The sequence below is a fragment of the Pseudomonas sp. PA1(2017) genome (genome assembly GCF_001945375.1).
Classification (GTDB): Bacteria; Pseudomonadota; Gammaproteobacteria; order Pseudomonadales; family Pseudomonadaceae; genus Aquipseudomonas.
The window spans coordinates 168,298-191,470 of record NZ_MSXU01000003.1 but is presented as its reverse complement, the minus strand read 5'-3'; the positions used below and the strand labels follow the sequence as shown (position 1 = coordinate 191,470).

Here is a 23,173-nt window from a genome sequence, read left to right as displayed (position 1 = left end):
TTTAATGCGTCGGCGCCGTGCTGGCACCCGGCAAATCACATTTTGCGTGTGAGCATCCGATATCGGCGCTCTGCAAGGCAGTCAGCGACTGCTCGGCAGGAGCGGGCCAAGGCTCCCTGGCCCGCTGCATCCGGTTCAGGGCGTCTGAATCAGCGTATCGACCAGCTCCAGGGCTTTCTCGAAGGATGGGTAGCCGCTCTTGGCGACATCCAGCTCGGCGTAGTCGGCGCGGTACTCTTCAGCGCGGATGAGGTCGGCCTCATCGACCAGATAAGGTTGCGACCAGATCCGGTAGAGCAGCGCCACGGCATAGGGCTGCTGCTTCTCGGCGGCAGTTTCCAGCTTGGCGAGCACGTCCTCGGTCTGCGGGCCCTCGCGGATCATCAGGATCGCCTGGTAGAACTCCACCTCGCCGCGTTCGTCTTCGCTCGCCGCACGGCGCAGCAGGGCGTTGGCCAGCTCATGGCTTTCCATGTCGCCGGACATCACCAGCATCTTGGCCTGCAGCATGTCGTTCTGATAAAGCAGCTGGCGATCGCGGCAGCTGTCGCCGCTCAGCGGCTCGTCGCAGGTGGTCGGTGAGGCGCAGCCTGCGAGCATCAGGCTCAGCAGCAGGCAGCCCACGCCATGTCGGCAGTCAATCATAGGAGTTCCCCAGGCAAATCTGATGTATCGACCCGCGCGCCGCCTTCAGGTTCGGCGCGCCGGTGCTTTCCCGTTCAACGCAGCGCTTCGACCGCCGCCCCGATGAAGGCGTAGGTTTCCATTTCCCGCTCATCCATCTCCGGCTTCGGCCAGGTGCTCCACACCACCGCAACGACCTTCTCCCTGGGGTTGATGTACAGGAACTGACCGAAGATGCCCTGAGCCTCGAAGGCACCGCCGTCGTGGTTGGGCAGCGCTGTGCTGCCGGTGGGGAACAGCCACCACTGGTAGCCATAGCCCAGGGCGTATTCGCCGTCGTACAGTTTGCCAGGCTCCAGGTGCGAGCCTGCTGGCGCGCGGGTGGCGCGTTGCAGCCAGCCGGCCGGCAGGATGCGTTCGCCATCAATCACCCCGTCATCGAGGATGAACTGGCCGAAGCGGCCGTAGTCACGCAGCGTCGCCGACAGGCCGCTGCTGCCGATTTCCTGGCCCGCACGGCTGTCGAGCTGCCAGAACGCGTCGCGCTCCATGCCCAGGCGCGCCCATATGCGTTCGGACAGATAATCGCTGGCCGTCATGCCGGTCGCCGCATGGACCAGCTCGCTCTGCAGGTGCGATTCACCCGTGCTGTAGTTGAAGGTGGTGCCGGGTGCCTGCGCCTTCTTCAACGCAGACATCTGCTTGAGCAACGCGCCAGGGTCGTTAGCCAATTGCAGTTCGAACATACGGCGCCTGTCCGATTGCGGGTCTCGGTAGGTTTCGTCCCAGGCCACGCCGGAGCTCATCTGCAGCACCTGTTCGACGCTGACGCCGTCGTAGGCGCCGCCCTTGAGTTGCGGCAGATAGCGGGTGATCGGGTCGTTTACGTTAGCGATCTTGCCCTGCTGCACCGCAGCGCCGACCAGGGTCGAGGATATCGACTTGACCACGCTGAAAGACGTCCAGCGGGTGCTGGCGTCGTTACCCATGGCGTACCGCTCCAGCGCCACCTTGCCATCCTTGAGAATCAGCAGCCCGCTGACCTGATTGCGCTGCATGAACGCGTCGACGCCCAGGCGCTGGCCGCCTGCTGTGTATTGCACCGGTACTTCGCTGCCCTTGGGCAGCGGCAGAACCTGCGGGCCGCGGTGCACGGTGCGGGTGTAGAACAGCTCGTCCATGTTGCGGTAGGTACCCGCCTGATAGGTCGGCGGTAGCTCGTAGAGATCCTGGGCGCGGCCGATGCGCTCGGGCTTGTCGGCGGGCGGCGTTGGCACGTGGGCGCAGGCGCCGAGCAGCAGGGCGATGGTGGCTGGGAGAAGGGCGGTGCTGCAACGTTGCGAAGTGATCACGAGGCGTCCCCGGTGCGTGGTCGATGGCTCAACCATAGCCGATAACGACCCCCGATAGCGCGCTGCGTCGCAGCCGAGAGGTTGAACTGTCGTTTGTCGGCGCGGCTCTACACACCACACAGCAACTGATGGAGACGCCCATGGAACTGCCCAATAAAGACCTCGGTACCCTGTTCGAGCAACTGGGACTGCCTTCCGACCCTGCCAGCATCGACGCCTTCATCGCCAAGCACTATCCGTTGCCCGATGACGTGAAAGTCTCCGAAGCGCCGTTCTGGAACCAGGCCCAGGCGACCTTTCTCAAGGACGAACTGCTGGAAGACGCCGAATGGGCGCCGGTGGTGGACGAGCTGAACGTGCGGCTGCACGAGAACAAGCTGGCCTGAGCGCCACCGCGCTCGCAGAGACGCTGGGCACCCCCACGCGGTGCCCAGCGATCGCTGGTTGGGTTAGTGCGACGCTGCCAGCAGCGCGCCCAGGCCGATCAACAGGCCGCCGAATAGCCGATCGATCCACTGCCTGGCCGACAACAGACGCCTTCTGACCGAGCCCGCCGAGAAACACAGGGCCACCAGGCTGAACCAGCCCACGTGGGTCAGGGCGATGAAGGCGCCATAGGCGATCTGCGTGGTCGTCGGAGTGCCAGGCTGAACGGCCTGCATGAACAGGCTGATGATGAAAACCGACGTTTTCGGGTTCAGCGCATTGGTCAGCAGGCCACCGCGCAGGGCCACCAGGCTCGATACGGGCGTGGGTGAGGCGGCGGCCGGTGTGTCGACGGCCTTGCTGCGCAGCATGGCGATGCCAAGGTAGACCAGGTAGGCGGCCCCTGCCAGCTTGAGTAAATTGAACAGCCAGGTTGATTGCTGAAGTAGCAAGCCGACCCCCAGCAGCGTGTAACTCAGGTGAACCAGCACGCCCAGCCCGATCCCCATCGCCGTGAACAGTCCGGCGCGCTTGGAAAGCATCAAGCTGTTGCGCGTGACCAGCGCGAAGTCCGCGCCAGGGCTGATCACCGCCAGCAGGGTGATACTGATTACAGCTATCCATTCATTCATCGCTTATCCTGTCGAAGTTTCTACAACAGGCCGATTATTCAATTCCGGCAGCGTAGGTGGATAGCGATGACTTTTGACATGAGTGGTGAGCCAGGCTCACAACCAAGGCGGACGCGGCTACCGTCGCTCATGGCGCTGCGTTGTTTCGAAGCGGCTGCGCGCCTGGAGAATTTCAGCCAGGCGGCGCAGGAGCTGCATCTGACCCACGGCGCCGTCAGCCGCGCCGTGCGGTTGCTGGAGGACGACCTGGGCATGCCACTGTTCGAGCGGCGACGGCAGCGGGTTTTTCTCAATGGTGCAGGGCGCACCCTGGCACGCGCGGTCGGTCAGGGGCTGGATCTCATGCACGAGGCCGTTCGAGCGCTGCGTGACAGCGTTCGACAGCCGCGCCCCGCGGTGCTGTCCTGCGAACCGACCTTGCTGATGCGCTGGCTGATACCGCGCTGGAGCGGTTTTCAAGCGTCGCACGGAGGCCTGGAGCCACACCTGGTAGCGGGCGGCGGCGCATTCAGCTTCGAGGCGGGCGTTGATCTGGCCATCCGCCGCGACGACTTCGTCTGGCCCGCCAGCTATCACGCCGAAGTGCTTTTCCCCGAGCGGGTCGGCCTGGTCTGCCGGCCTGAAAGGGTCAGCGAATGGTTCGTCGGTTCCGCCGCAGCGTTGGCGCTACTGCCAACGGCGCCGCTGCTGCAGACCCGCACGCGCTCCGGCGCCTTCGAGGATTGGGCTCAGGCCAGCGGACGCCCGCTGCCAGCGGGGCCGGCGCGCACCTTCGAACACTTCTATTTCAGCTTGCAGGCGGCGGTTGCCGGGCTGGGTATCGCCATCGGGCCATGGCACCTGGTGCGGGACGATATCGACGCGGGGCTTCTCGCCGCGCCACTGGGGTTCGTGGAGGACGGTTCGCGTTACTGCCTGTTGGCACCACAGCCGATTGCAGCCGAAAGCCTGGAGGCCAGGCTCGTGCAGTGGCTGCGAGCGCAGGGCGCCTGAGCTAGGATCGCCCTGTGCTCAGGCGCTGCAACTCGCGCCTGACCATCGCCGCGTATTCCGGCGGCGAGAGTTGATAGAGCTCGCTGGCCACCCAGGTCAGCCAGCCAGCGCCAAGGCTGGCCTGGCGATCCAGTAAACGCTGGGCGTCGGCGCTGGCTTGGGAGGCACGTTGCTGGTGGAAGTCGGCGCGGCTCACGCTTGTCTCCTGTCTGGTGGAGCGAAGCGCACATTGTCCCCGGCGTCGGGCGCTTGGTAAACCGGGCGCTGCGCGTTAGGCTCGCGGCTTGTGTGCCTGATCGAGAGCCTGACGATGCCAGCAGCGGTGAACTTCAAACAGCGAATCTGCGCATTGCGCCCTGGTGATCAGGCTGGCGGCGATGTCGATCTGCTCTACGCCTTCGAAAGCGATCGCGGGCGGATCATCAATTCCGCGGCCATTCGCCGCCTGCAGCAACGCACCCAGGTGTTTCCCCTCGAGCGCAATGCGGCGGTGCGCAGCCGCCTGACCCACTCCATGGAGGTGCAGCAGACCGGACGCTTCATCGTCCGTACCCTGTATGCCCAGCTCGGCGAGCGGGCTGCGGACTACGGCCTTGACGACTTGCAGGGAGCGCTGGAAAGCCTAGTGGAAATGACCTGCCTAATGCACGACATCGGCAACCCGCCATTCGGGCATTTCGGTGAATTCGCCATTGGCGAATGGTTCGAGCGGGCCCTGGATGGGCTGTTCGCCGTGGCCGTGCCGCAGCACCATGGCAACCCTGATCTGCAAGCACGCATGCGCGCCGACCTGCGCAACTTCGAAGGCAACGCCCAGGCGGTGCGGCTGGTGGTCAATTTGCAGCGCCTGCGCCTGACCTACACCCAGACCGCCGGCCTGCTCAAGTACCTGCGCCCGGCCTACCAGCCCAGGCCCGGCAAGGGCACGGCCGGCGCCTACCTGAACAAGAAGCCGGGTTTCTATCTGTCCGAAGAGCATTTCGTCGCCGAACTGCAGCAGGCGCTGGGCCAGGCGCCGGGGACTCGTCATCCGGTGGCCTACATCATGGAGGCCGCCGACGACATCTCCTATTGCCTGGCCGACATCGAGGATTCGGTGGAGAAGGGCATCCTCACCGTGACCGAGCTGGCGCCGCTGCTGGTGTCCACGTTCGAGAAGCTGAAATCCCCGGACACTCCGATTCCCGGCTCCAAACAGTCATTCCGAGGCCTGGTCGAGCAAGCCCTCGAGCGCTATCACCAGGAAGAGATCAACAAGGCCGGGGAATTCTTCGTCAAGTTGCGCGTCAGCATGATCCACCCGCTGGTGCAGCACGCGGCGCGGCAGTTCATCGACAACATCGACGCGGTGCACGCCGGTACCCTGGACCGCGCCCTGATCGAGGATGACAGCTTGCCCCATGCCATCGTGCAGACCTTCAAGGACGTGGCCATGGCCCGGGTGTTCTGCCACCGCGAGGTGGAGACCCTGCAACTGCAGGGCCACCGCATCATCCAGGGCCTGTTGGATAGCTACGGCGCGCTGCTACGGGTAGATGCTCAGACCTTCGCCGAGCTTACCGAGGGCAATTGCCGTCGCGAGGCTTATCTGCAGATGCTGGTGCGGCGCCTGCCGGGCCAGTTGATCAAGGCCTATCGCCAAGCCGTGCGTGAGTGCGGCGAGCCGGATCGCGCCGCCTGGGAGTTCTACCACCGTTGCCGACTGGTGCAGGATTTCATCAGCGGCATGACCGATCAGCATGCCCATGACGAGTATCGGACGCTGTTCGCGCTGTAGGTGCGATTTGGCTTGGAGCCTGTTCATGACCATTCGGCCCAGGTTCGTTGATTCAGGCGGCTAGGTGGCGGTAGCGGCCGTTCCCCGATCCACTGTAGGAGCCGCGACCTCGCGGCGATTCGCTCAGGCACCGCCGAAATAGGCAGTCAGGCTGCAATCGTTTCGCCCCGAGGTCGGGGCTCCCACAGGTTGGTTTGAGTGGCTGCTTATGCTTGTACTTGCCGCTTAAGGCACATAAAAATCGTGAACAGGTTCCTAGATGTTCTTCCAGATCAGCTGCAGCCCAGCCAGCAGCATGCCCAGGCGGGCGATGCGGTAGAACCAGGTGTGGTTGACCCGTGACTGCAGCCACAGGCCCGTCCATACGCCGAGCGGCACGATGGGTGCGAGCATCAGGCTGAGCAGCAGGTTTTCTCGGCTGAACTGGCCGAGCCAGGTGTAGGGAATCAGCTTCATCGCGTTGGTGAGCAGAAAGAACAGGTTGATGGTAGCCACGTAGCGCAGCTTTTCCAGTTGCTGAGGCAGTAGGTGCATCATCACCGGTGGGCCACCGGCATGGGCGACGAAGCTGGTGAAACCCGCCACCGAACAGAGCGCCAGGCCCCGGCTGGGTCGCAACGGGCGAGGCGCCGGGTCGCTCTTGAGCAGCCCCAGCAGCACGAAGGAAATGGCAATGACGCCGATCAGCAGGCCGATCAGGTTTTCGTTGAGCAGCTCGAAGGTCAGCGAGCCGATGACGATGCCGATCACCGCGCCAGGAATCATGACCTTGAGGTTGGCCGTATCCCATTTTCCCCAGTAGGCCTTGAGCCCTACCACATCGGCCAGGCAGAGGATCGGCAACATCACCGCAACCGCCTGCATCGGCGAGGTGGCCAATGCCAGCAGCGGCACGGCAATGCCGCCCAGCGCGCCGCCGAAGCCGCCCTTGGACAGGCCGGTCAGAAAGACGGCAGGAATGGCGAACAACAGCAGGTCAGCGAGGGTCATTGCAGGAGGGCTCATTCAACGAATGCGCAGGGTAGAGGCTGTCGCCGCTGCCTCGCAAGCCAGCGCTGTCGTGCCGTCCCTGGGCGCGCCCGGAATCAGCCCTGGCCGAACTCGGCGAACACCTGCTCGCCGGTCAGCTCGCGGGTCTGGTTGGCGAAGCAGTAATAGGCCGGCCTGGATTCGACGAAGATCTGGCTGTCGAACTGCCAGTCGCCATGGTCGTCGAGCAGACCGACCGGCACGGCATGGTGGCCGTTGCTTTTCAGGCGATAGAACAGGTGGCTGCCGCACTGACCGCAGAAACCGCGCTCGGCCCACTCCGATGAGTCGTGGATGCGCACCTGATGCTCGCCACTGAGCTGCGCCAATTCACCCTCGGCTACCAGCAGCGGGCCGCCGCCCCATTTGCGGCAGGTCGCGCAGTGGCAGGCGCTGATGTCGGGGCTGGCGGTGCGCAAGGTCAGCTTGACGGCGCCACACAGGCAGCTTCCGTGTCGGTCGAGTTGAGTCATGCAAGAACTCCTTCAGCTTGGCCGGTGCCTGGACCAGCCGGGCTCAATGGTTCGGGGACGCCGCCTCGACGACCCGGTGGATGAACTGCAGCTTGCCGACCACCGCAGCCGACAGCACGAACGGATAGAGATCCTTGTGGCCCATGCTGCGTGCCAGCTCGTTGAGCATAGCGGCCAGCTCGATCCAGGCATTGATGAACTGCAGGAATTCCTCGGCCTGGGGATCGCCCGGGTCGTACAACGCGGCCCGGGTGTAGGGCCGGAACTCCAGCTCCACGTCGCCGGCACGCATGCCGAAGCTCAGGGCGGTGTCCAGGGTGTCCATCATGTGCAGGTAGTGGGCCCAGGTTTCGGCCCAGTCTTCCCAGGGGTGCATGGTGGCGTAGGCGCTGACGAAGGAGGCCTGCCAGTCGGCCGGGGCGCCCTGTTCGTAGTGGCGTTGCAGCGCGGCACCGTAGTCGGCGCGCTCGTCACCGAACAGCCGGCGGTAGTCGTCCAGCCACGCGCTGCCGGCGATCAGCCGGTCCCAGTAATAGTGGCCGACCTCATGGCGGAAGTGGCCGAGCAGGGTGCGATAGGGCTCGTGCAACTGAATGCGCGTCTGCTCGCGCACGTCGTCGTCGGCTTCGGCGATGTTCAGGGTGACCAGGCCGCTGGCATGTCCGGTCATCGGCGGTTGGCCGCTGAGATCCGGGCCGAGGAAATCGAAGGCCAGGCCGCGTTCGGCATCCTCGTATTTGCTGAGCAGTGGCAGACCAAGGTTCAGCAATTGCGCGACCAGCCGACGTTTGGCCATTTCCAGGCGCGCCCAGCGCTGTTCATTGCCGGGTACCGACAGGTCGGGAATGGTACGGTTGAGCTGGCAGGCGATGCACAGCGACGCTTCGCTGGCGTGCGGCAGCAGCCAGTTACAGCCGGCGGCGGCATGCAGGTTGGCGCAGCGCCGGTAGCGCCGGGAGTCGCCGTCGATACGCCAGCTGTGGGCATCCTCGCCGGGAATCAGGGTCACCACCTGGCCACGTTCGGGCTCGTAGCCCAAGGGTGACTGGCAGGCCAGGCACTGGCTGTTGCGAAAGAAGATGGGCTGGCCGCAGGTGCATTTACCCAGGGCTTTCTGACTGGGCATGCGGGTTTGCTTGGCCGAGTCGCCAATGCGCAGGCCAAGGGCCTGGAAGAACCGGTTCATGTGATGGCCTCGCCCACGCTGACTACCGCAGCGGTAGAGTGGTGCGCAGGGGCGGCGGTTCCAGGCTTTTCGAAGGCCAGGTAGGGGGAGGCGGGGGCGCGAGGGGAACGCCTGGCACCAGGGCGGCGCCAGGCGAGGCGTGAATCAGTCCTGGCGGCTGGTCACTTCGAGCAGGTGGTAGCCGAACTGGGTCTTCACCGGACCCTGCACCACGTTGACCGGGGCGCTAAATACCACGGTATCGAATTCCTTGACCATCTGGCCCGGGCCGAAGGAACCCAGGTTGCCGCCGTCACGGCTGGATGGGCAACTGGAGTTGTCTTTGGCGACCTGGGCGAAATCGGCACCGCCTTCGATGGCAGCTTTCAGTTCGTTGCACTTCTCTTCGGTGGCAACCAGGATGTGGCGGGCAGTGGCTTTGGCCATGGGGAAACACTCCGTTCAAATGAGCTGCCGAGCCTACCGGATTCGCCCTGCGAGTCAAATTTGCGTTAGCGCCTCACGCCGCGAATCGCGGGCTCGCGTCAAGGGCGCCAGTCGTCGCGCAGGCTGTGCACGACATGTTCGATGAAGGCGCGCACCTTGGGCGTCAGCTCGAAGCGGTCGCGCACGCACAGGTAGTAGTCGAGCGGTTCGATGAGCGCCTGGTCACCGGCATCCTGCGAGGGGGTGAACAGCTGCTGCAATTGCCCGCTCGCCAACAGCGGCTCGGCGACGAAAGCAGCCAGGCGGGTGATGCCACCGCCATTGACCGCCGCGCGGGCCAGCACGTCGATATCGTCACTGACCAGCGCGACTCGGATCGGCGCCTCGAAACGCACGCCGTCGCGCACGAAGCGCCAGGGCATCAGGCGGCCATCCACAGCGACCTTGAAGGCCAGGCAGTCATGCTCGCGCAGCGCTTCGGGGGTGTCCGGCATGCCGGCTTTTTGCAGATAGGCCGGCGAGGCGCAATAGATCGACGGCACGCTGGCGATGTGTCGCGCTACCAGGCCGTCCTCCAGCTGCTGGGGGATGCGGATACTGACGTCCACCGATTCCTGGATGTGGTTGACGCTGCGATCGGTGGTGCTGAGCTCGCAGGCGATACGCGGGTAAAGGGCGCCGAAGGCCGGCAGCATCGGTGCCAGCACATAGCGGCCGAAGGCGGCGCTGGCGGCGATGCGCAGGCGTCCTTGGGGATGGTCGTGCTGCAAGGTGGCGCTGCTGCGCGCCAGCTCGAGGTCACGCAACACGTTGCGCACTTGGCTGAAGTACAGCTCGCCGCTTTCGGTCAGAGACAGGCTGCGCGTGGTGCGGGTGAGCAGGCGAATGCCCAGGGACGCTTCCAGTCGCGCGATGTTCTGGCTCGCGGCTGCCGCACTGATGCCCAGCAAACGTGCACCCGAGGCAATGCTGCCGCTTTCCACCGCCTTCACGAAGCTCTCGATGCCACGCAGAGTATCCATAGCCAAGCTTTCTTCTGGTTGCCTGATTGATAAGGTTTGCTTGGTACTGACCTTACCTGCGGCGTGCTACTCGGGGCAACGGCTGCTGCAGATAATGGCCGCGCTTACCGCAACATCAATCACCTCCAAAAGGACTCTACGGATGCCCGATTCGACGCTGAACGTAACCCGCACGACCTGGAAACTGCCAGCGAAGTTATCGCCTGTCGCCTTCGCTTTTTTCATGTCCAGTATCATGGCGTTCCTGATGTGCCTGGTCATCACCGCCACCAATCGCGGCCTGGCCGAGGGTTACCTGGGGGCCGTACTGGAAGCCTATCGGCTGGCCATGCCGGTGGCCTTCATCTGCGTGATGGGCGTCCGGCCCGTGGTGCTGAGCCTGGTGAAATTGACGGTCAGAAGCTGATCGTCGGGGCGCCTGAATGTGAGATGTATCCAAAAATGACGTAACGTTACTAAATGATTCTGCAATGAATGATAGGCTGGCGCCCGAAATTCAGCCGATCTCACGGAGTTGCAGATGTTCTACAAGGAGTTGTTATTGGCCAGCCTGCTGGCTTCCACCGTTCCGCTGGCCTGTGCGGACCAGGCACCGGCCGAGGACGCGCAGCAAGCCACGGGCACGCAGGAGGCTGAAGGCCAGTACCTTAGCGAGGAGCAATTCCTCGACAGCCTCCACTTCCGCTCCGGCAAGGTGGTTGTCGGCAGCAACCTGGCGACCCTCAACCTGCCGGACAACATGGTGTTTCTCGATGGCGCCGACGCCGAGCGCGTGCTCGTCGAAGCCTGGGGCAACCCGCCGGACGACAAGCTGCCCCTGGGCATGATCCTGCCCAAAGGCGTTTCGCCGCTGGCCGATGAGTCTTGGGCGGTAACCGTCGAGTATGAGGAAAGCGGCTACGTGTCCGACGAGGACGCCGCCGATATCGATTACAACGACATGCTCAAGGATCTGCAGGACGGCGCCAGGGCCGACAACGAGTGGCGCGCCGAAAACGGCTACGAGCCCATCGCCATCGTCGGCTGGGCGTCGGCGCCGCACTACGACGCCGCCGGCAAGAAGCTGCACTGGGCCAAGGAAGTGAAGTTCGGCGACAGCGACGAGCACATCCTCAACTACAACATCCGCGTGTTGGGCCGTAAAGGCGTGCTGGTGCTCAACTTCATCGCCGGCATGCACCAGTTGCCGCAGATCGAGGAGAACGTGCCGGCCGTGTTGGCCATGACCGACTTCAACGATGGCAACCGCTACGCCGATTTCAACCCGGACCTCGACGAAGTGGCGGCCTACGGCCTCGGCGCACTGATCGCCGGCAAGGCGGCGGCCAAGGTCGGCCTGTTCGCCGCGGCGCTGGTGCTGCTGAAAAAACTGTGGTTCCTGCCCGTACTGCTGATCGGTTGGGTCTGGCGGCGAATGACCGGCAAGAAGCAGCAGCCGGCGCCTGTCGAGCCCCAGGTGCAGCCGCAAGCCAAGGCCGAGCCTGCCCCGAGCGAAACGCCGCCGCCGGTGTCCAGCGTGATGGATCTGAACAATGCGCCGGACGATAAGCCCAGGTAACGCAGTCCCGAAGAACGAACGGCCCCGGCATCGACCGGGGCTTTTTATTGGGTCGCTCAACCGTGCTAGCGAAGCGAGGGGCTCCGTGTTCAGAGGAAATAACCGAGGAACACCAATAACCAGAGCAGTACGCCCGGTACCATGCACAGGTAGTTCGCGACACTGAAACGGCTGTTGCTGCTGCCATCGGAATCGCCGCTGACCAGATTGGCTTTGGCTTGAATGATCGAAAGCGGCCAGGCCGGCAGGATGGTGCCAACCAGCAACAGCATGAGTTCCAGCGTGGCGCCGAGGTGGCCGTCGGCACGCGAAAGCCCATTGCTGACGAAGATCAGAACAATGTACGCCCACGCCACGCCCGCATACTTCCAATCCCCCAGGCCTTTGGCCTGCAATTGCCTGGCGATCAGCCTGCACAGCGAGTGAATGAAGAATATCTGGAAGATCGAGCGCGCAGCCGGGCTGATCTTCTTGGGGCGCATCGCGGCTCTTTGCGTATCCCATTGCTTGTAGACCCAGTAAATCGAGTAGAGCCCGAGCGTCACGAAGTACAGGGTGAAGAGTTTGTTCAGAGAGGTGACGAAGAACGCATCGCGGGGGCGCTCTTCGATCAGAAGTTCAGCGCTGGGCGTTTTATACAGGTTATCCATTGACCTTGAGTCTCGCAGGCACCGCCTGGGGCTGGCGGCGTAGTGGTTCAACGCTCGTCACATGCCTTGCAGCGCGGCGAACGGCTCCTCCAGGAGCGCGAGAGATTTTACCGGGTATTTCCAGGATGTGGCGTGTCACGAGTCCTGGAAGGTGGGCCGTCGCGGCCCACCGGATGATGTGCTCAACAGTAAGTGTCGAGCAGTTCCTGCTTCTGGTCACGGGGGCGGGCCCAGTCGTGCTGCAGAGTGCGCAGCACGTTACCAATGAAGTCGCGATCGGCGGCGGCGCGGCGGCCTACATAGCCCTGGCCGCGGCGGTAGGTGCGCAGGCGGGTACGCATGTTCGGCCGCTCGCTCACGAACTCCTGCTCCGGCTTGTCGGCAGGCAGGCGGTCGATGCGGACTTCACCCGATTCGCATACCCACAGAATATGGTTGTGCAGGCTGTCCTTGTGCTGGGAGAACAGCTGGGCGAGGTCGTCGATGGTCGGTTGCTGATTCAGGTTCATGGCGTTTACCCCTTCATTCTCTGATCTGTCTAGGGCGACCGCTGCAGTGCGGCCGTCATTGCCCGTGGCGTTTGAGTGCTGCCGACAGCTGTGTAGTGATGCGTGGATATCGCTACGCAACGGCGGCTAACCGAGGTCGAGGAGGTGGGGGAGAAGGCCGTGAAGACAGGATCGGATGCAGGTGATCGGCAGGATCAGCCACAGGCATCATGACAATGTCTCGCTAACGCTCTCGTCCGCACGGGACGCTCGACTTCATCAATCTGCCTTGTGGGCAGTACATATCGTGGAACGCTCGGCTGGTATTACCGAGCTCGCCCAAGTGCCCTTGTCAGGGCTCCCGTCAGGGGAGGCGAGCCCATCATGCAAAAGCGCACAGGGGTCGTCAACAGTTTTGTAGTGATTTATTTTGCTCGCTACAAAAAATCTTCGAGCCCGCTGCAAAGCGTCTGGCGCGCCGAAAAATGACCCTCTGGTCAGCCTTCAGAGAGGCGCCCGTCGCGCTCGCGCTGAGCATCACGTTGCATCGACTCGAGGTTCTTTTCGATGGTCTCGCACAGGGTGTCCATCTGGATCTGGTGTTCGCTTACCTGGAAGGGGCTCTGCAAGTCGCTGCCTACTCGTTCGATCGCCAGCAGCATGAAGCCGACCACCGTCGAGGCCAGCGGTGTGTACCACTCCAGAGTCTCGACCAGGCCGATTGGCACGATCACGCAGAACAGGGTGATGAACAGCCGCGGGAAGTAAACGTAGGGGTAGGGCAGTGGCGTGTTGGCGATACGCTCCAGGCCGCCCTGGCAGTTGGAGACGTCGACCAGCGTCGACTCAAGACGGGTAAGGCGTATGCTGTCGAGCCGGCCCGCCTTGTATTCGCTGGCCAGCATGGCCGCCGAGCCGTTGAGAATGTCGTTGGGAAAATTGTTGGTGGTGCCGCGCCGCTCGAACTCCTCGGCGGACACGAAGGCGCGTACCTCGTCGTCGCAGGGCTGGTTGCGCAGGCTGGCGGACAGGCTTCGGATGTAGGCGACATGGCGGCGCAGTAGCACCACTTTCACAGGATTGCTGCCTTCATGGTCGTCGATCAGGGTCAGCGCCTGGCGGGCGAAACTGCGCGAGCTGTTGATCAGCGCGCCCCAGATGGTGCGGGCCTCCCACCAGCGGTTGTAGGCGCTGCTGTTGCGAAAGCTGATCAGCACTACCAGGGCCGAGCCGAGCAGGGTCAGCGGCATGGAGGGCAGTTTGATGCTGCGGTCGAGGAACAGCATGTAGTCGACCGTGACGATGATGTCCCAGATCAGCAGCCAGAACAGCGACCAGCCGACATAGCCGAAGGTCTTGAGTAGATAGCGATAACCACGGGTGAGGGAATGCATCACGTGGAATTCTCCGCGAGCGAGTGAGGCGAAAGCGCAGAGATTCGGACGTGGGGCCGCGGGAAAGGTTCGCAGGGTCGGTGAATCAGCCTCGTTGGCGAGCCTTGGCCAGCTCGCGGAAGAAGGCCAGGTACTGGCGCGGCCCGCCGGCGAAGATAGTATTCAGGCGCAACGGATCTCTGGCATCGGTGATGCCGTCGAGCGCCGGCCAGGGATCCCGAGGGTGATCGCGCAGGTACGCGGCATTCACGCCGGGGCGCTGCACCTCACCCTGGCTGCTGTCGACGTAGAGCACGCGGTTGTCCTGTGCGAACGCCTTGCCCAGTTCTTGCACCAGGGTGAGAAAGCCGCGGTCGCTGCCGCCGCGCAGCCAGGTGCTATCGCCAGCATCGGTTGTGGCGGGCGAGCTGGTCAGGGTATCACCAACGCCGACCAAGCGCGGCATGCCGCGCGGATCGAAGCGCTCGACGGCCAACTGCAGCAACGCGTCGAGGCTGGCTGGTGCCTGGCGCACGTTGAAGTCCTCGCCCAAGGGGAACGTGCCGGTACGCTGCCCGTAGTAACGGTTGAGGATCACCAGCACACCGGCTTCCTTGACGGCGCCGCGTAGCATCAGTTGCAGATCGGTGGTACCCGCCGCGGTGCCTTGCGCCGGGCGCAGGCGCTCGTGGCCCTCTGCATCACGACCGAGATTGGGGGCGTAATGGACGAAGAACGATTGCGCCAGGCCCTGCGCAGCGGCCCTGTCGAGTAATTGCCCAAGGAGCCCGGCGCCGTCGATCTGGATACGCGCATACAGCGCCGGGTGGTCATGCCAGTGATGATGGAAGGCGTTGAGATTGAGCGTGGGCGACACCGGGTTGTCGAGCACGCTGCTGGCCAGTAGTCGCTCGATATCGCGATCCGCCAGGTGGTAGGGCGCCTGCCGCAGCAGTTCTTTCAGCGATTCGTTCAGCCATGCAGGCGCTGCGTCGAGAAACGCCAGCTCCTCGGTGCTGACGCCTGGATGGGCGATGCGTCCGTGGCGATCCTGCAACTGCACACCGCCGGCGGCCAGCCCTGGCAGGTACAGGCCCTGCTCCTGGCAGTGCCGCGCGCTCCCCATGGCACATTCGACCAGGCCGTTCACACCACGGTTGCCGATGTGCTCGCCGTTGGTCAGCACCTGGAAGTGACCATCCAGCTCGCGGGCCGCCTGCAGGTAGGCAGGATCCAGCGTACGGGTTAAGGGGTCGCGCACCAGGGCCATGCACACGCCATCCAGATCCTGGATGATCAGCAGGTCATCGGTGCCAGCGAGGCTATCGAGCAGAGAAGTGGGGTCGAGCGAATACGCGGTTTCGGTCACAATCATGGGCCCGAGTCTAACGCGGTTTCACCTGATGGGGCGATTCACTGAAGCATTTGGCCATAGCGGTTGTCCATCATCAGATTGGCAGAGCGGATTTGAGAGGAAGCACGGATGAGTGATTCACCCAAGCGGGTTCGGCAGATCGTTACGGCAGCGCTGCTGCTTTGCGCGAGTGCCGCAGGTACTGCGAGGGGCGATGAAGCCGCGCAACTGGCCAAGCTGATCAACAGCTACCGCGAGGCCGGGCAGGGCTGTGGCGGGCAAGCCAGCCCGGCGGCCGGCCCACTGGCGCCTGATCGACGCCTGGCTGGGCAGAAGGTCAATTCTTCCGATCAACTTCAGCAGGCGTTGCAACAGGCTGGCTATCAGGCTGCGGCCGTGCAACTGATCCGCGTCACCGGCCCGGACACCCCGGAAGCGGCCATGGCCATGCTGCAGCAGTCGTATTGCAAGCAATTGCAGGATGCGCAATTCGCCGACATCGGCGTGCTGCACGAGGGCAACAGCTGGCAGGTGGTGCTCGGCCGGGCGCTGTTGCCAGCGCGTCTGGGCGATTGGCAGGAAGAGGGCAAGGCGATTCTCGAGGCGGTCAACCAGGCTCGCGGCACGGCTCGCCAATGTGGCGACCAGCCATTCGATGCGGCCGAACCGCTGAGCTGGAACGACGCGCTGGGCCAGGCCGCCCTGGCTCACAGCCGCGACATGGCGATGAACAGCCTGTTCAGCCACCAGGGCAGCGACCGTAGCCTGGTCGGCGCCCGGGCCACGGCGGCCGGCTATACCTGGACGGTGATCGGCGAGAACATTGCCGCCGGCCAGGGCCGCGCCCAGCAGGTGGTCGAAGGCTGGCTGGCCAGCCCTTCGCACTGCTACAACCTGATGAACCCGGACTTCCATGAAATGGGCGCGGCCTACGCCAGCAACCCGCAGAGCCAGGCAACCATCTATTGGACGCAGGTATTCGGCACGGCGGGACGCTCGGGGCTTTAGGCGGATTTGCTGGTTCGCAGCTCCCGCAGAGGCAGAGGCTGCGCCAACAACGGCCTGTTGTTATTGGGCGTCAGACCTGACGATCACTCAACAGCGGCGGCATAGGGCAATCCAGAGTGTCGGCGACGGCACGCATCAATTCCGCCTCGCCCGCGCTGATGCGTCCGTCATGCTCGATACAGCGGGCCATGGCCTTGAGTAATTGCGGCTTCTGCAGCGGGCGCATCTGGTTGAGGCGGTTGAGCGCATCGTTCAGTTCGCTGACTCCCGCGCGGCGCTGCTCGGCAAATACCCGGGCGGTGAACGGCAGGGTGCTCCAGGCGGCCTGGAACGCTTCGCTGGCCGCCTGCTCGCCGGCATTGCCGGCCCGTGCCAGGGCGGCCAGCAGCACGCAGCTTTCATTGCCCAGCGCGGCCAGCGGCAGACGGCCTTGCACGGGGCGTTGCATGCCCAGGTTGCGTTCGACGATGCGCAGCAGCGCCCATTCCATCAAGCCCAGTTGCCCGGTGCTGATCAGCAGGGTGCCGATATCGCGCTTGAGGCTGACGAAATCCTGGGGTTCGAGTTGCTTGAGTGCGGGGATGGCCAGCTCCAGCAGCGGCAGGCGACGCCCGGCGGGCAACCGTTGCAGCGGCTCGGCCAACTCCAGCAGGCGGTCGGCCAGTAGAGGTGGCAGGTTGGCCTGCATCCAGGCCATGCGCTGCTGGCGGGCAGCGTCATCAGGGCCCAGCAGCAGGCCGTAGAGAATCGTCAGGGCGCCGTGTGGATCGTGGGCGGCGTCGCGCAGGCGCTCGTCGATCTGCGCCAGGCTCTCGCGTGCCTCTTCGAGATGCAGCGGTTGTGGCTCGCCGATGCTGGCGATGGCGGCGCTCGCCGCGGCAGCGCTGAAGCCTGCGGTCGCCGCCTGTTGCGGCGCGACGGGCTGCGTCGACGCTTCGAACACCTCGTCGCCGAGCACCACGCCTTTCCAGTTCGGATCGATGCGGCGGATGCGCTCCTCCAGCGGCGGGTGGGTGGCCATCATCCGGCTCAGCGCCAGGCCCTGGCCGAAGTACATATGGCTGTACTCGGCGGCGTGGCTGGCTTCCAGGCGTGAACCGCGGCCGAGCTTCTTCAGCGCGCCGGCGATGCCGTTGGGGTTGCGGGTGTACTGCACGGCCGAGGCGTCGGCGAGAAACTCGCGCTGGCGGCTGACGGCAGCCTTGATCAGGTTGCCGAAAAAGGTGCCGGCGTAGCCGATCACCAGCAGCGCCAGGCCGACCACCATGACCAGCGCGACGGCGTTGCCACGGCCTTTGTCGTCCGAACGGCTGGACGAGCGCGCCGGGCCGCTGTGGCCCACACCGCGCATCAGCAGCTCGCCGATCAGGCCGAGCAGCAGGATGCCGTGCAGCACCGCCACCAGGCGGGTATTGAGGCGCATGTCGCCATGCAGGATATGGCTGAATTCATGGGCGATCACGCCCTGCAGCTCCTCACGGTTGAGCCGCTCGATGGCGCCTCGGGTCACGCCGATCACCGCGTTCTCCGGTCGCAGCCCGGCGGCAAAGGCGTTGATGCCCGGTTCTTCGAGCAGGTACACGGGCGGTACCGGTACGCCGGCGGCCAGCGCCATTTCCTCGACCACGTTGAGCACCCGCTGCTCGTGCAGGCCCTCGGGCTTGAGGTTGAGCAGGCGCCCGCCAAGGCGCTCGGCGACCACCTTGCCGCCTGCACGCAGTTGCGAGGTCTTGAACGCCCAGCCGAGGATCACCACGCCGACGACCACCGCGGCCACGCTGAGCAGCAACTCCTTGCTCAGCGCCTCGAGGCTGTAGTTGCCGTATTGGTAGACCTGCCAGGCGACGGCGATCACCAGCGTAGTGCTGACCACCAGGGTTATCACCGCCAATACCAGCAGTATCACCAGGCGCGAGCTGTTGCGTCGGGCACGGTCCTGTTGTTCGAAGAAATCCATCCGATAGCCCCGGTGCTCAGAAGGCGACTTTGGGCGCGTCCTGAATCGCCGCGCTGTCGGCGAATTCCAGCAGGGCCGCATCGCTACCGTGGCCGAAGGCGCCCGCCAGCACTACCGGCGGGAAGCTCTGGCGGTAGGCGTTGTAGGCGGTGACCGCATCGTTGTAGGCCTGGCGGGCGAAGGCCACCTTGTTCTCGGTGCTGGAGAGTTCTTCGCTGAGCTGCTGCATGTTCTGCGAGGCCTTGAGGTCCGGGTAGGCCTCGACGGTCACGTTGAGGCGGCCCATGGCATTCTTCAGCACGCCCTCGGCGTTGGCCAGGAGGTTCATGCTCTGGGCATCGCCCGGATTCTGCGAGGCCTGCTTGAGGCCCTCGACCGCACCATTGCGCGCGGCCACCACGGCCTCGAGGGTTTCGCGTTCGTGGGCGAGGTAGGCCTTGGCGGTTTCCACCAGGTTGGGGATCAGGTCATAGCGGCGCTTGAGTTGCACCTCGATCTGCGCGAAGCCGTTCTGGTAGCGGTTGCGCAGGCTGACCAGGCGGTTGTAGACGCTGATCACGTAGAAAACCACCACGACCAGTACGGCGATGATGATAAGGGTGGAGATATCCATGAGATGTCCCTATCGGTTGGTGAACGTCGCCGCATGGTAGCGGAAAGTGCAGGTCGCCGGGCGCACCATGACTGGGCAGTCCGCGCGGATGTGCGGTGGTTCCGGTTACTGCTCGTCCGCCTTGTTCGGGCTGAGCGCCATCATCTGGATGGTCAGGCGCGGCGTCGCCAGGCTCAGGCCGGATTCGTCCAGGTGGCGCTTGAGCGCCAGGTTGAAGGCGCGCGACACCTCCCACTGGCGGATCGGCGCGGTCTTGAAGCGGGCACGCAGCACCGCGTTGCCGGAATCGAAGCTTTCCACGCCCTGGATCTCCAGGGGCGACCAGATGTTGCGGCGCATCAGCACGTCGTTGCGCAGCTCGGTGGCCACCTCGCGCAACAGCTTGATGGCATCGTCGATGTTCATGTCGTGGGGCACGGCGACGCGAAAGATGGCGTAGCCGAACTCGCGCGAGTAGTTCTTGATGCTCTTGATCTCGCTGAACGGGATGGTGTGCACTATGCCGTCGATATCGCGCAGGCGCACGGTGCGGATGGTCAGGCCTTCGACGGTGCCGAGGTGGCCGCCGACGTCGACGTAGTCGTCGATGGCCAGGGAGTCCTCGATGATGATGAACAGGCCGGTGATCAGGTCCGCCACCAGCGATTGCGCGCCAAAACCGATGGCCAGGCCGATTACCCCGGCGCCAGCCAGCAGCGGGGTGACGTTCATGCCCATGTTGGCCAGGGCGACGATGGCCGCGATGATGAAAATGCTGACGAACAGCACGTTGCGGATCAGCGGCATCATGGTCTGCGCGCGGGCGTTGGTCTGGCCCTTGCGCGAGCGGGTGAGGGCGTGATGCACCGCGGTGTCGGCGAGAATCCACACCAGCCAGCCGCAGGCCAGGGTCGCGCCCAGGCCGACCAGCTTGAGGCTGATCTCGTGCCCGTCGCCCTCGGCGAAGCGGATCAGCGACAGCCCCCACACACGCAGGCCCAGCTCGATGAACAGCAGCCACACGGCCAGGCTCAGCATGGTGTGGAAGAAGTTCTGGAAGCGCTCGAAATACGCGGCATGCCGGCGATGCCGCGAACGGCTCCTGAACAGACGCCGCCTGATCAGCCCGTTGACGACCATGCAGGTGACCAGCAGCACGGTGCAGACCAGCGACTGACGGAAGGCGGTGCTGGTGTCGCCGGCCGACACGAAGGTCGCCGACAGGGAAATCGCCACCAGGGCCAGGGCCGGCAGGTACCAGAAGCTGCCGAGCAGCTCCACGGTCTCGCTGATGCCGCGCTGGCGCAGACGCCGTGCCAGGGGTTGGTTGCGGATCAGGTGGGCGATCGGACGACGGAAGCGCAGGATGAACAGGCCGGTGCACAACGCCGCCAGCACGTTGGTCAGGGTGGCAGTGGTGTGCGCCAGGTTGGCGCCGAGGCTGGCGACCAGACGCGGATCGTTGAGCGCCTCGCCAAAGGCAGCGAAGCTGCCGATCAGCCACAGCGGGCGAAAGGCGCGGCGGCGCAGGATGTTCAGCGCGGTGCGCCGGTGCGGGCCGTCGAGCAGCGAAAAGGCGATCACGCAGATGGCGGAGAAGCAGGTGCCCACCACCAGTGCGTAGGCCAGCACCATCGCCAGGTCGCGGCCCAGGGAGGCGGGCAGCACGTAGCTCAGGTAGCCGGTGATCAGCAGGGCAGCGAACCAGGGGCCGAGCTTGCGCAGGGCGAAGCGCAGCAGGTCGGTGGGGCGTGGGTTCTGTGGCAGGTCCTCGGCGAGGCCGAAGCGCAGGCGAACCTGGTGGCTGAGCGCCCGCAGCCCGAAGGCCAGCAGGCTCCAGATACCGATGATCAGCGCGAAGTTGCTGACCAGCGCAAACCGCTCGCCGGCCTCGGGCAACAGCGCCGCCAGTTCGCTGCGGCTGCGTGACAGCTCCAGCTGCCAGCGCGCCAGCGGGCTGTGCTCGCCGGAGAACTGGCTTTCGATACCGCTCAGGGTATTGCCGATCAGCCCCAGCACGCCGTCGCGGCTCTCGGTCTGGGCTTTCTGGGTGGTGTCGCGCAGGGTCTTCAGGTCGTTGAGCAACTGCGCGCGTTGCTTGTCGTTCTCCAGCGACTGGATCACTTCATCGAGGGAGCGATCCAGCGGTTGATCCGCCTGGGGCTGGGTGCTGGCTTCGCCAGTGCCGCCAAACAGGGTCGGGATGCCCGCCGCCTCGGCAGACGCGCAGGTGAACATGACCAGGGTGAGCAACAGCAGGCGGCGCAGCAGGGCGTTGAGGCGGATCACGCGCGAATTCTCCAACACGCGGGTGAGTGTCGGGCGGCGTCGGCTGACGCCGCCCTGGGCTCAGGCGTAGTTTTCCGGGCTGAGACGACGCTCGACCAGTTCGATGAGGATGTGGATGACCTTGATGTGCAGCTCCTGGGTGCGATCGGCGAAATCGCCGCCCGGCGCGCAGATGCACACGTCGGCCAGACTTTCCAGCAGCGAGCCTGGCTTGCCGGTCAGGGCGATGACCTTGATGCCGAGGGCCTTCGCTGCCTCGGCGGCCTTGACCACGTTGGGGCTCTTGCCGCTGGTGCTGATGGCCAGCAGCACATCGCCTTCGCGGCCGTGGGATTCAACGTAGCGCGAGAAGATGTGGTCGTAGCCGAAGTCGTTGGCTACGCAGCTGATGTGGCTGGCGTCGCTGATCGAGACCGCCGCGATGCCCGGGCGGTTCTTGCGGTAACGGCCGGTGAGTTCTTCGGCGAAATGCATGGCGTCGCACATCGAGCCGCCGTTGCCGCAGGAAAACACCTTGCCCTTGGCCTCGAAGCTGCTCACCAGAAGGTTGGCGGCGTGCTCGATATTGGCCAGCGTCTGCTCGTTGCCGATGAAGGCGTCGAGGGCGCGCTGGGCTTCGATCAGGCTGTTGCGGATATGTTCGATCATGGTCGCCTCAGGGCAGGTCATGGCTGTTGTAAAAGGCGCCCAGCACTTTCACCAGGTGCGCCAGATCCTGGCTGCCGGCCAGCTCGCGAATCGAGTGCATGGCGAAGGTCGGCAGGCCGATATCGACGGTACGCACGCCCAGCTGGCTGGCGGTGATCGGACCGATGGTCGAGCCGCAACCCATGTCGCTGCGGGTCACGAAGCTCTGTACCGGCACTTCGTTTTCCAGGCACAGGTGGCGGAAGAAACCGGCGGTTTCGCTGTTGGTGGCGTAGCGCTGGTTGCTGTTGATCTTGATCACCGGGCCGGCGTTGAGCTTGGGCCCGTGATTGCCGTCGTGCTTGGCTTCGTAGTTGGGATGCACGCCGTGGGCGTTGTCCGCCGAGACCAGCAGGGAACGCTGGATGGTGCGCACGAAATCATCGCCCTGGGGCAATACGCGGCGCAGCACCTGCTCGAGCATCGGGCCATCGGCGCCGCACGCCGAGCTGGAACCGACTTCTTCATGGTCGGTACACACCAGTACGCAGGTTTCATCTTCACCGGCGTCGAGCAGCGCCTGCAGGCCGGCATAGCAGGACAGCAGGTTGTCCAGGCGCGCACTGGCGATGAAGTCCTGATTCAGGCCCACCACCGCAGCGCTCTGGGTGTCGTAGAAGCTCAGCTCGTAATCGAGCACCGCATCGGCGTTGAAATCGTGCTCCATGGCCAACTGCTCGCTGAGCAGGGCACGGAAGTCGGCACCCTCGGCACCGGCCAGTTGGGCGAGGATCGGCGGCAATTCGTTCTGCGCGTTGATCGCCCAGCCCTGATTGGCCTCGCGGTTGAGGTGGATGGCCAGGCTGGGGATCACGGCAATCGGCTGGTAGAAGTCGATCAGCGCGCTTTCCACCTTGCCGTCGCGGCGGTAGGTGACGCGGCCGGCCAGCGACAGGTCGCGGTCGAACCAGGGGGCCAGCAGCGCGCCGCCGTAAACCTCGACGCCGAGCTGGAAGTAACCCTGACGCTCCAGCTCCGGGTTGGGCTTGACGCGCAGGCAGGGGCTGTCGGTATGGGCGCCGACCAGGCGCACGCCGCCTTCGACGGGCGAGCGCGTGCCGAGCTGGAAGGCGATGATCGAGGAATCGTTGCGGGTCACGTAATAGCGGCCACCGGCTTCGGTGTACCAGGGCGCGCGCTCGTCGAGCTGGCGGTAACCAGCGGCTTCGAGGCGCATGGCCAGGCTGCTGGTGGCATGAAAGGGTGTAGGGGAGGCGTTGAGAAAGTCGAGCAGGCCTTGATTCAATTCTTCGCGCATGGGGCACTCCGGACGGCAA

24 protein-coding genes are annotated in these 23,173 nt (G+C 64.6%); 6 read left to right on the top strand and 18 right to left on the bottom strand.

Annotated features, from left to right (window positions below; all coding sequences use genetic code 11):
- Positions 1-135: 135 nt before the first annotated feature.
- Positions 136-645 carry a hypothetical protein gene (locus BVH01_RS06035; protein WP_075929463.1) on the bottom strand — a complete coding sequence of 170 codons (510 nt, stop codon included), beginning with the start codon at positions 643-645 and terminating at the stop codon, positions 136-138.
- Positions 646-719: 74 nt separating this feature from the next.
- Positions 720-2,012: a serine hydrolase domain-containing protein gene (locus tag BVH01_RS06030; protein WP_371915583.1), complete on the bottom strand. Its 1,293-nt coding sequence runs from the start codon at positions 2,010-2,012 to the stop codon at positions 720-722.
- A gap of 104 nt (positions 2,013-2,116) precedes the next feature.
- Between BVH01_RS06030 and BVH01_RS06025 the strand changes: the two genes are divergently transcribed.
- Positions 2,117-2,362: a DUF2789 domain-containing protein gene (locus BVH01_RS06025; RefSeq protein ID WP_075929462.1), complete on the top strand. Its 246-nt coding sequence runs from the start codon at positions 2,117-2,119 to the stop codon at positions 2,360-2,362.
- Positions 2,363-2,425: 63 nt separating this feature from the next.
- On the opposite strand, the gene BVH01_RS06020 is transcribed toward BVH01_RS06025, so the two are convergent.
- The gene (locus BVH01_RS06020) at positions 2,426-3,034 is read right to left on the bottom strand and encodes a LysE family translocator (RefSeq protein WP_075929461.1); all 609 of its coding nucleotides are present in this window, start codon (positions 3,032-3,034) and stop codon (positions 2,426-2,428) included.
- 66 nt (positions 3,035-3,100) lie between these two features.
- Here BVH01_RS06020 and BVH01_RS06015 point away from each other — a divergent pair, with 66 nt between their 5' ends.
- Positions 3,101-4,027: a LysR family transcriptional regulator gene (locus BVH01_RS06015; RefSeq protein ID WP_075929460.1), complete on the top strand. Its 927-nt coding sequence runs from the start codon at positions 3,101-3,103 to the stop codon at positions 4,025-4,027.
- A gap of 1 nt (position 4,028) precedes the next feature.
- Here BVH01_RS06015 and BVH01_RS06010 read toward each other — a convergent pair whose 3' ends face one another.
- Positions 4,029-4,223: a hypothetical protein gene (locus tag BVH01_RS06010; protein WP_075929459.1), complete on the bottom strand. Its 195-nt coding sequence runs from the start codon at positions 4,221-4,223 to the stop codon at positions 4,029-4,031.
- A gap of 114 nt (positions 4,224-4,337) precedes the next feature.
- On the opposite strand from BVH01_RS06010, the gene dgt reads away from it, so the two are divergent.
- Positions 4,338-5,804: a dGTPase gene (dgt, locus tag BVH01_RS06005; protein ID WP_075929458.1), complete on the top strand. Its 1,467-nt coding sequence runs from the start codon at positions 4,338-4,340 to the stop codon at positions 5,802-5,804.
- A gap of 255 nt (positions 5,805-6,059) precedes the next feature.
- Here dgt and BVH01_RS06000 read toward each other — a convergent pair whose 3' ends face one another.
- The 5 genes from BVH01_RS06000 to BVH01_RS05980 form a co-directional block, all read right to left on the bottom strand.
- On the bottom strand, positions 6,060-6,794 hold the full coding sequence (locus tag BVH01_RS06000; protein ID WP_075929457.1) for a sulfite exporter TauE/SafE family protein: 735 nt from the start codon (positions 6,792-6,794) through the stop codon (positions 6,060-6,062).
- Between the two features lie 95 nt (positions 6,795-6,889).
- A complete protein-coding gene (locus BVH01_RS05995; RefSeq protein ID WP_075929456.1) occupies positions 6,890-7,306 on the bottom strand; it encodes a GFA family protein in 417 nt (138 codons plus the stop codon).
- 43 nt (positions 7,307-7,349) lie between these two features.
- Positions 7,350-8,492, bottom strand: a complete 1,143-nt coding sequence (locus tag BVH01_RS05990) for a putative zinc-binding metallopeptidase (RefSeq protein ID WP_075929455.1) — start codon at positions 8,490-8,492, stop codon at positions 7,350-7,352.
- A 144-nt stretch (positions 8,493-8,636) separates the two neighbouring features.
- Positions 8,637-8,918 carry a peptidylprolyl isomerase gene (locus BVH01_RS05985; RefSeq protein WP_070886824.1) on the bottom strand — a complete coding sequence of 94 codons (282 nt, stop codon included), beginning with the start codon at positions 8,916-8,918 and terminating at the stop codon, positions 8,637-8,639.
- Between the two features lie 98 nt (positions 8,919-9,016).
- A complete protein-coding gene (locus BVH01_RS05980) occupies positions 9,017-9,940 on the bottom strand; it encodes a LysR family transcriptional regulator (RefSeq protein WP_075929454.1) in 924 nt (307 codons plus the stop codon).
- Positions 9,941-10,082: 142 nt separating this feature from the next.
- Here BVH01_RS05980 and BVH01_RS05975 point away from each other — a divergent pair, with 142 nt between their 5' ends.
- Together BVH01_RS05975 and BVH01_RS05970 are read left to right on the top strand one after the other, a co-directional pair.
- The gene (locus BVH01_RS05975; RefSeq protein ID WP_075929453.1) at positions 10,083-10,346 is read left to right on the top strand and encodes a DUF2798 domain-containing protein; all 264 of its coding nucleotides are present in this window, start codon (positions 10,083-10,085) and stop codon (positions 10,344-10,346) included.
- A gap of 114 nt (positions 10,347-10,460) precedes the next feature.
- Complete coding sequence (locus BVH01_RS05970; RefSeq protein ID WP_075929452.1) at positions 10,461-11,498, top strand: DUF2167 domain-containing protein; 1,038 nt, start codon at positions 10,461-10,463, stop codon at positions 11,496-11,498.
- A gap of 89 nt (positions 11,499-11,587) precedes the next feature.
- Here BVH01_RS05970 and BVH01_RS05965 read toward each other — a convergent pair whose 3' ends face one another.
- The 4 genes from BVH01_RS05965 to stpA form a co-directional block, all read right to left on the bottom strand.
- On the bottom strand, positions 11,588-12,199 hold the full coding sequence (locus tag BVH01_RS05965; RefSeq protein ID WP_256562711.1) for an MFS transporter permease: 612 nt from the start codon (positions 12,197-12,199) through the stop codon (positions 11,588-11,590).
- Between the two features lie 131 nt (positions 12,200-12,330).
- Entirely contained in the window at positions 12,331-12,657 is a 327-nt protein-coding gene (locus BVH01_RS05960; RefSeq protein WP_075929450.1) for a hypothetical protein, read from the bottom strand.
- Positions 12,658-13,133: 476 nt separating this feature from the next.
- Positions 13,134-14,030 carry a bestrophin family protein gene (locus BVH01_RS05955; RefSeq protein WP_075929449.1) on the bottom strand — a complete coding sequence of 299 codons (897 nt, stop codon included), beginning with the start codon at positions 14,028-14,030 and terminating at the stop codon, positions 13,134-13,136.
- A gap of 85 nt (positions 14,031-14,115) precedes the next feature.
- The gene (stpA, locus tag BVH01_RS05950; protein WP_075929448.1) at positions 14,116-15,384 is read right to left on the bottom strand and encodes a glucosylglycerol 3-phosphatase; all 1,269 of its coding nucleotides are present in this window, start codon (positions 15,382-15,384) and stop codon (positions 14,116-14,118) included.
- A 108-nt stretch (positions 15,385-15,492) separates the two neighbouring features.
- Between stpA and BVH01_RS05945 the strand changes: the two genes are divergently transcribed.
- Positions 15,493-16,371 (top strand): CAP domain-containing protein, encoded by an 879-nt coding sequence (locus tag BVH01_RS05945; protein WP_075929447.1) that lies wholly within the window; start codon positions 15,493-15,495, stop codon positions 16,369-16,371.
- 70 nt (positions 16,372-16,441) lie between these two features.
- On the opposite strand, the gene BVH01_RS05940 is transcribed toward BVH01_RS05945, so the two are convergent.
- The 5 genes from BVH01_RS05940 to BVH01_RS05920 all read right to left on the bottom strand — a co-directional run bounded on the left by BVH01_RS05940 (position 16,442) and on the right by BVH01_RS05920 (position 23,154).
- Positions 16,442-18,328, bottom strand: a complete 1,887-nt coding sequence (locus tag BVH01_RS05940; RefSeq protein WP_075929446.1) for a M48 family metallopeptidase — start codon at positions 18,326-18,328, stop codon at positions 16,442-16,444.
- A gap of 16 nt (positions 18,329-18,344) precedes the next feature.
- Positions 18,345-18,941 carry a LemA family protein gene (locus BVH01_RS05935; RefSeq protein WP_075929445.1) on the bottom strand — a complete coding sequence of 199 codons (597 nt, stop codon included), beginning with the start codon at positions 18,939-18,941 and terminating at the stop codon, positions 18,345-18,347.
- Between the two features lie 105 nt (positions 18,942-19,046).
- Positions 19,047-21,158, bottom strand: coding sequence for a mechanosensitive ion channel family protein (locus tag BVH01_RS05930; RefSeq protein ID WP_075929556.1), 2,112 nt, complete (start codon positions 21,156-21,158; stop codon positions 19,047-19,049).
- A 111-nt stretch (positions 21,159-21,269) separates the two neighbouring features.
- Positions 21,270-21,857 carry a D-sedoheptulose 7-phosphate isomerase gene (lpcA, locus tag BVH01_RS05925; protein ID WP_075929444.1) on the bottom strand — a complete coding sequence of 196 codons (588 nt, stop codon included), beginning with the start codon at positions 21,855-21,857 and terminating at the stop codon, positions 21,270-21,272.
- 7 nt (positions 21,858-21,864) lie between these two features.
- Positions 21,865-23,154: a M18 family aminopeptidase gene (locus BVH01_RS05920; protein ID WP_075929443.1), complete on the bottom strand. Its 1,290-nt coding sequence runs from the start codon at positions 23,152-23,154 to the stop codon at positions 21,865-21,867.
- Between the last annotated feature and the right edge of the window lie 19 nt (positions 23,155-23,173).

Bases quoted from the DNA above. Each gene is read 5' to 3' on its own strand.
- BVH01_RS06035 (WP_075929463.1), bottom strand. From the start codon at position 645: ATGATTGACTGCCGACATGGCGTGGGCTGCCTGCTGCTGAGCCTGATG.
- BVH01_RS06030 (WP_371915583.1), bottom strand. From the start codon at position 2,012: ATGGTTGAGCCATCGACCACGCACCGGGGACGCCTCGTGATCACTTCG.
- BVH01_RS06025 (WP_075929462.1), top strand. From the start codon at position 2,117: ATGGAACTGCCCAATAAAGACCTCGGTACCCTGTTCGAGCAACTGGGA.
- BVH01_RS06020 (WP_075929461.1), bottom strand. From the start codon at position 3,034: ATGAATGAATGGATAGCTGTAATCAGTATCACCCTGCTGGCGGTGATC.
- BVH01_RS06015 (WP_075929460.1), top strand. From the start codon at position 3,101: ATGACTTTTGACATGAGTGGTGAGCCAGGCTCACAACCAAGGCGGACG.
- dgt (WP_075929458.1), top strand. From the start codon at position 4,338: ATGCCAGCAGCGGTGAACTTCAAACAGCGAATCTGCGCATTGCGCCCT.
- BVH01_RS06000 (WP_075929457.1), bottom strand. From the start codon at position 6,794: ATGACCCTCGCTGACCTGCTGTTGTTCGCCATTCCTGCCGTCTTTCTG.
- BVH01_RS05995 (WP_075929456.1), bottom strand. From the start codon at position 7,306: ATGACTCAACTCGACCGACACGGAAGCTGCCTGTGTGGCGCCGTCAAG.
- BVH01_RS05990 (WP_075929455.1), bottom strand. From the start codon at position 8,492: ATGAACCGGTTCTTCCAGGCCCTTGGCCTGCGCATTGGCGACTCGGCC.
- BVH01_RS05985 (WP_070886824.1), bottom strand. From the start codon at position 8,918: ATGGCCAAAGCCACTGCCCGCCACATCCTGGTTGCCACCGAAGAGAAG.
- BVH01_RS05980 (WP_075929454.1), bottom strand. From the start codon at position 9,940: ATGGATACTCTGCGTGGCATCGAGAGCTTCGTGAAGGCGGTGGAAAGC.
- BVH01_RS05975 (WP_075929453.1), top strand. From the start codon at position 10,083: ATGCCCGATTCGACGCTGAACGTAACCCGCACGACCTGGAAACTGCCA.
- BVH01_RS05970 (WP_075929452.1), top strand. From the start codon at position 10,461: ATGTTCTACAAGGAGTTGTTATTGGCCAGCCTGCTGGCTTCCACCGTT.
- BVH01_RS05960 (WP_075929450.1), bottom strand. From the start codon at position 12,657: ATGAACCTGAATCAGCAACCGACCATCGACGACCTCGCCCAGCTGTTC.
- BVH01_RS05955 (WP_075929449.1), bottom strand. From the start codon at position 14,030: ATGCATTCCCTCACCCGTGGTTATCGCTATCTACTCAAGACCTTCGGC.
- stpA (WP_075929448.1), bottom strand. From the start codon at position 15,384: ATGATTGTGACCGAAACCGCGTATTCGCTCGACCCCACTTCTCTGCTC.
- BVH01_RS05945 (WP_075929447.1), top strand. From the start codon at position 15,493: ATGAGTGATTCACCCAAGCGGGTTCGGCAGATCGTTACGGCAGCGCTG.
- BVH01_RS05940 (WP_075929446.1), bottom strand. From the start codon at position 18,328: ATGGATTTCTTCGAACAACAGGACCGTGCCCGACGCAACAGCTCGCGC.
- BVH01_RS05935 (WP_075929445.1), bottom strand. From the start codon at position 18,941: ATGGATATCTCCACCCTTATCATCATCGCCGTACTGGTCGTGGTGGTT.
- BVH01_RS05930 (WP_075929556.1), bottom strand. From the start codon at position 21,158: ATGTTCACCTGCGCGTCTGCCGAGGCGGCGGGCATCCCGACCCTGTTT.
- lpcA (WP_075929444.1), bottom strand. From the start codon at position 21,857: ATGATCGAACATATCCGCAACAGCCTGATCGAAGCCCAGCGCGCCCTC.
- BVH01_RS05920 (WP_075929443.1), bottom strand. From the start codon at position 23,154: ATGCGCGAAGAATTGAATCAAGGCCTGCTCGACTTTCTCAACGCCTCC.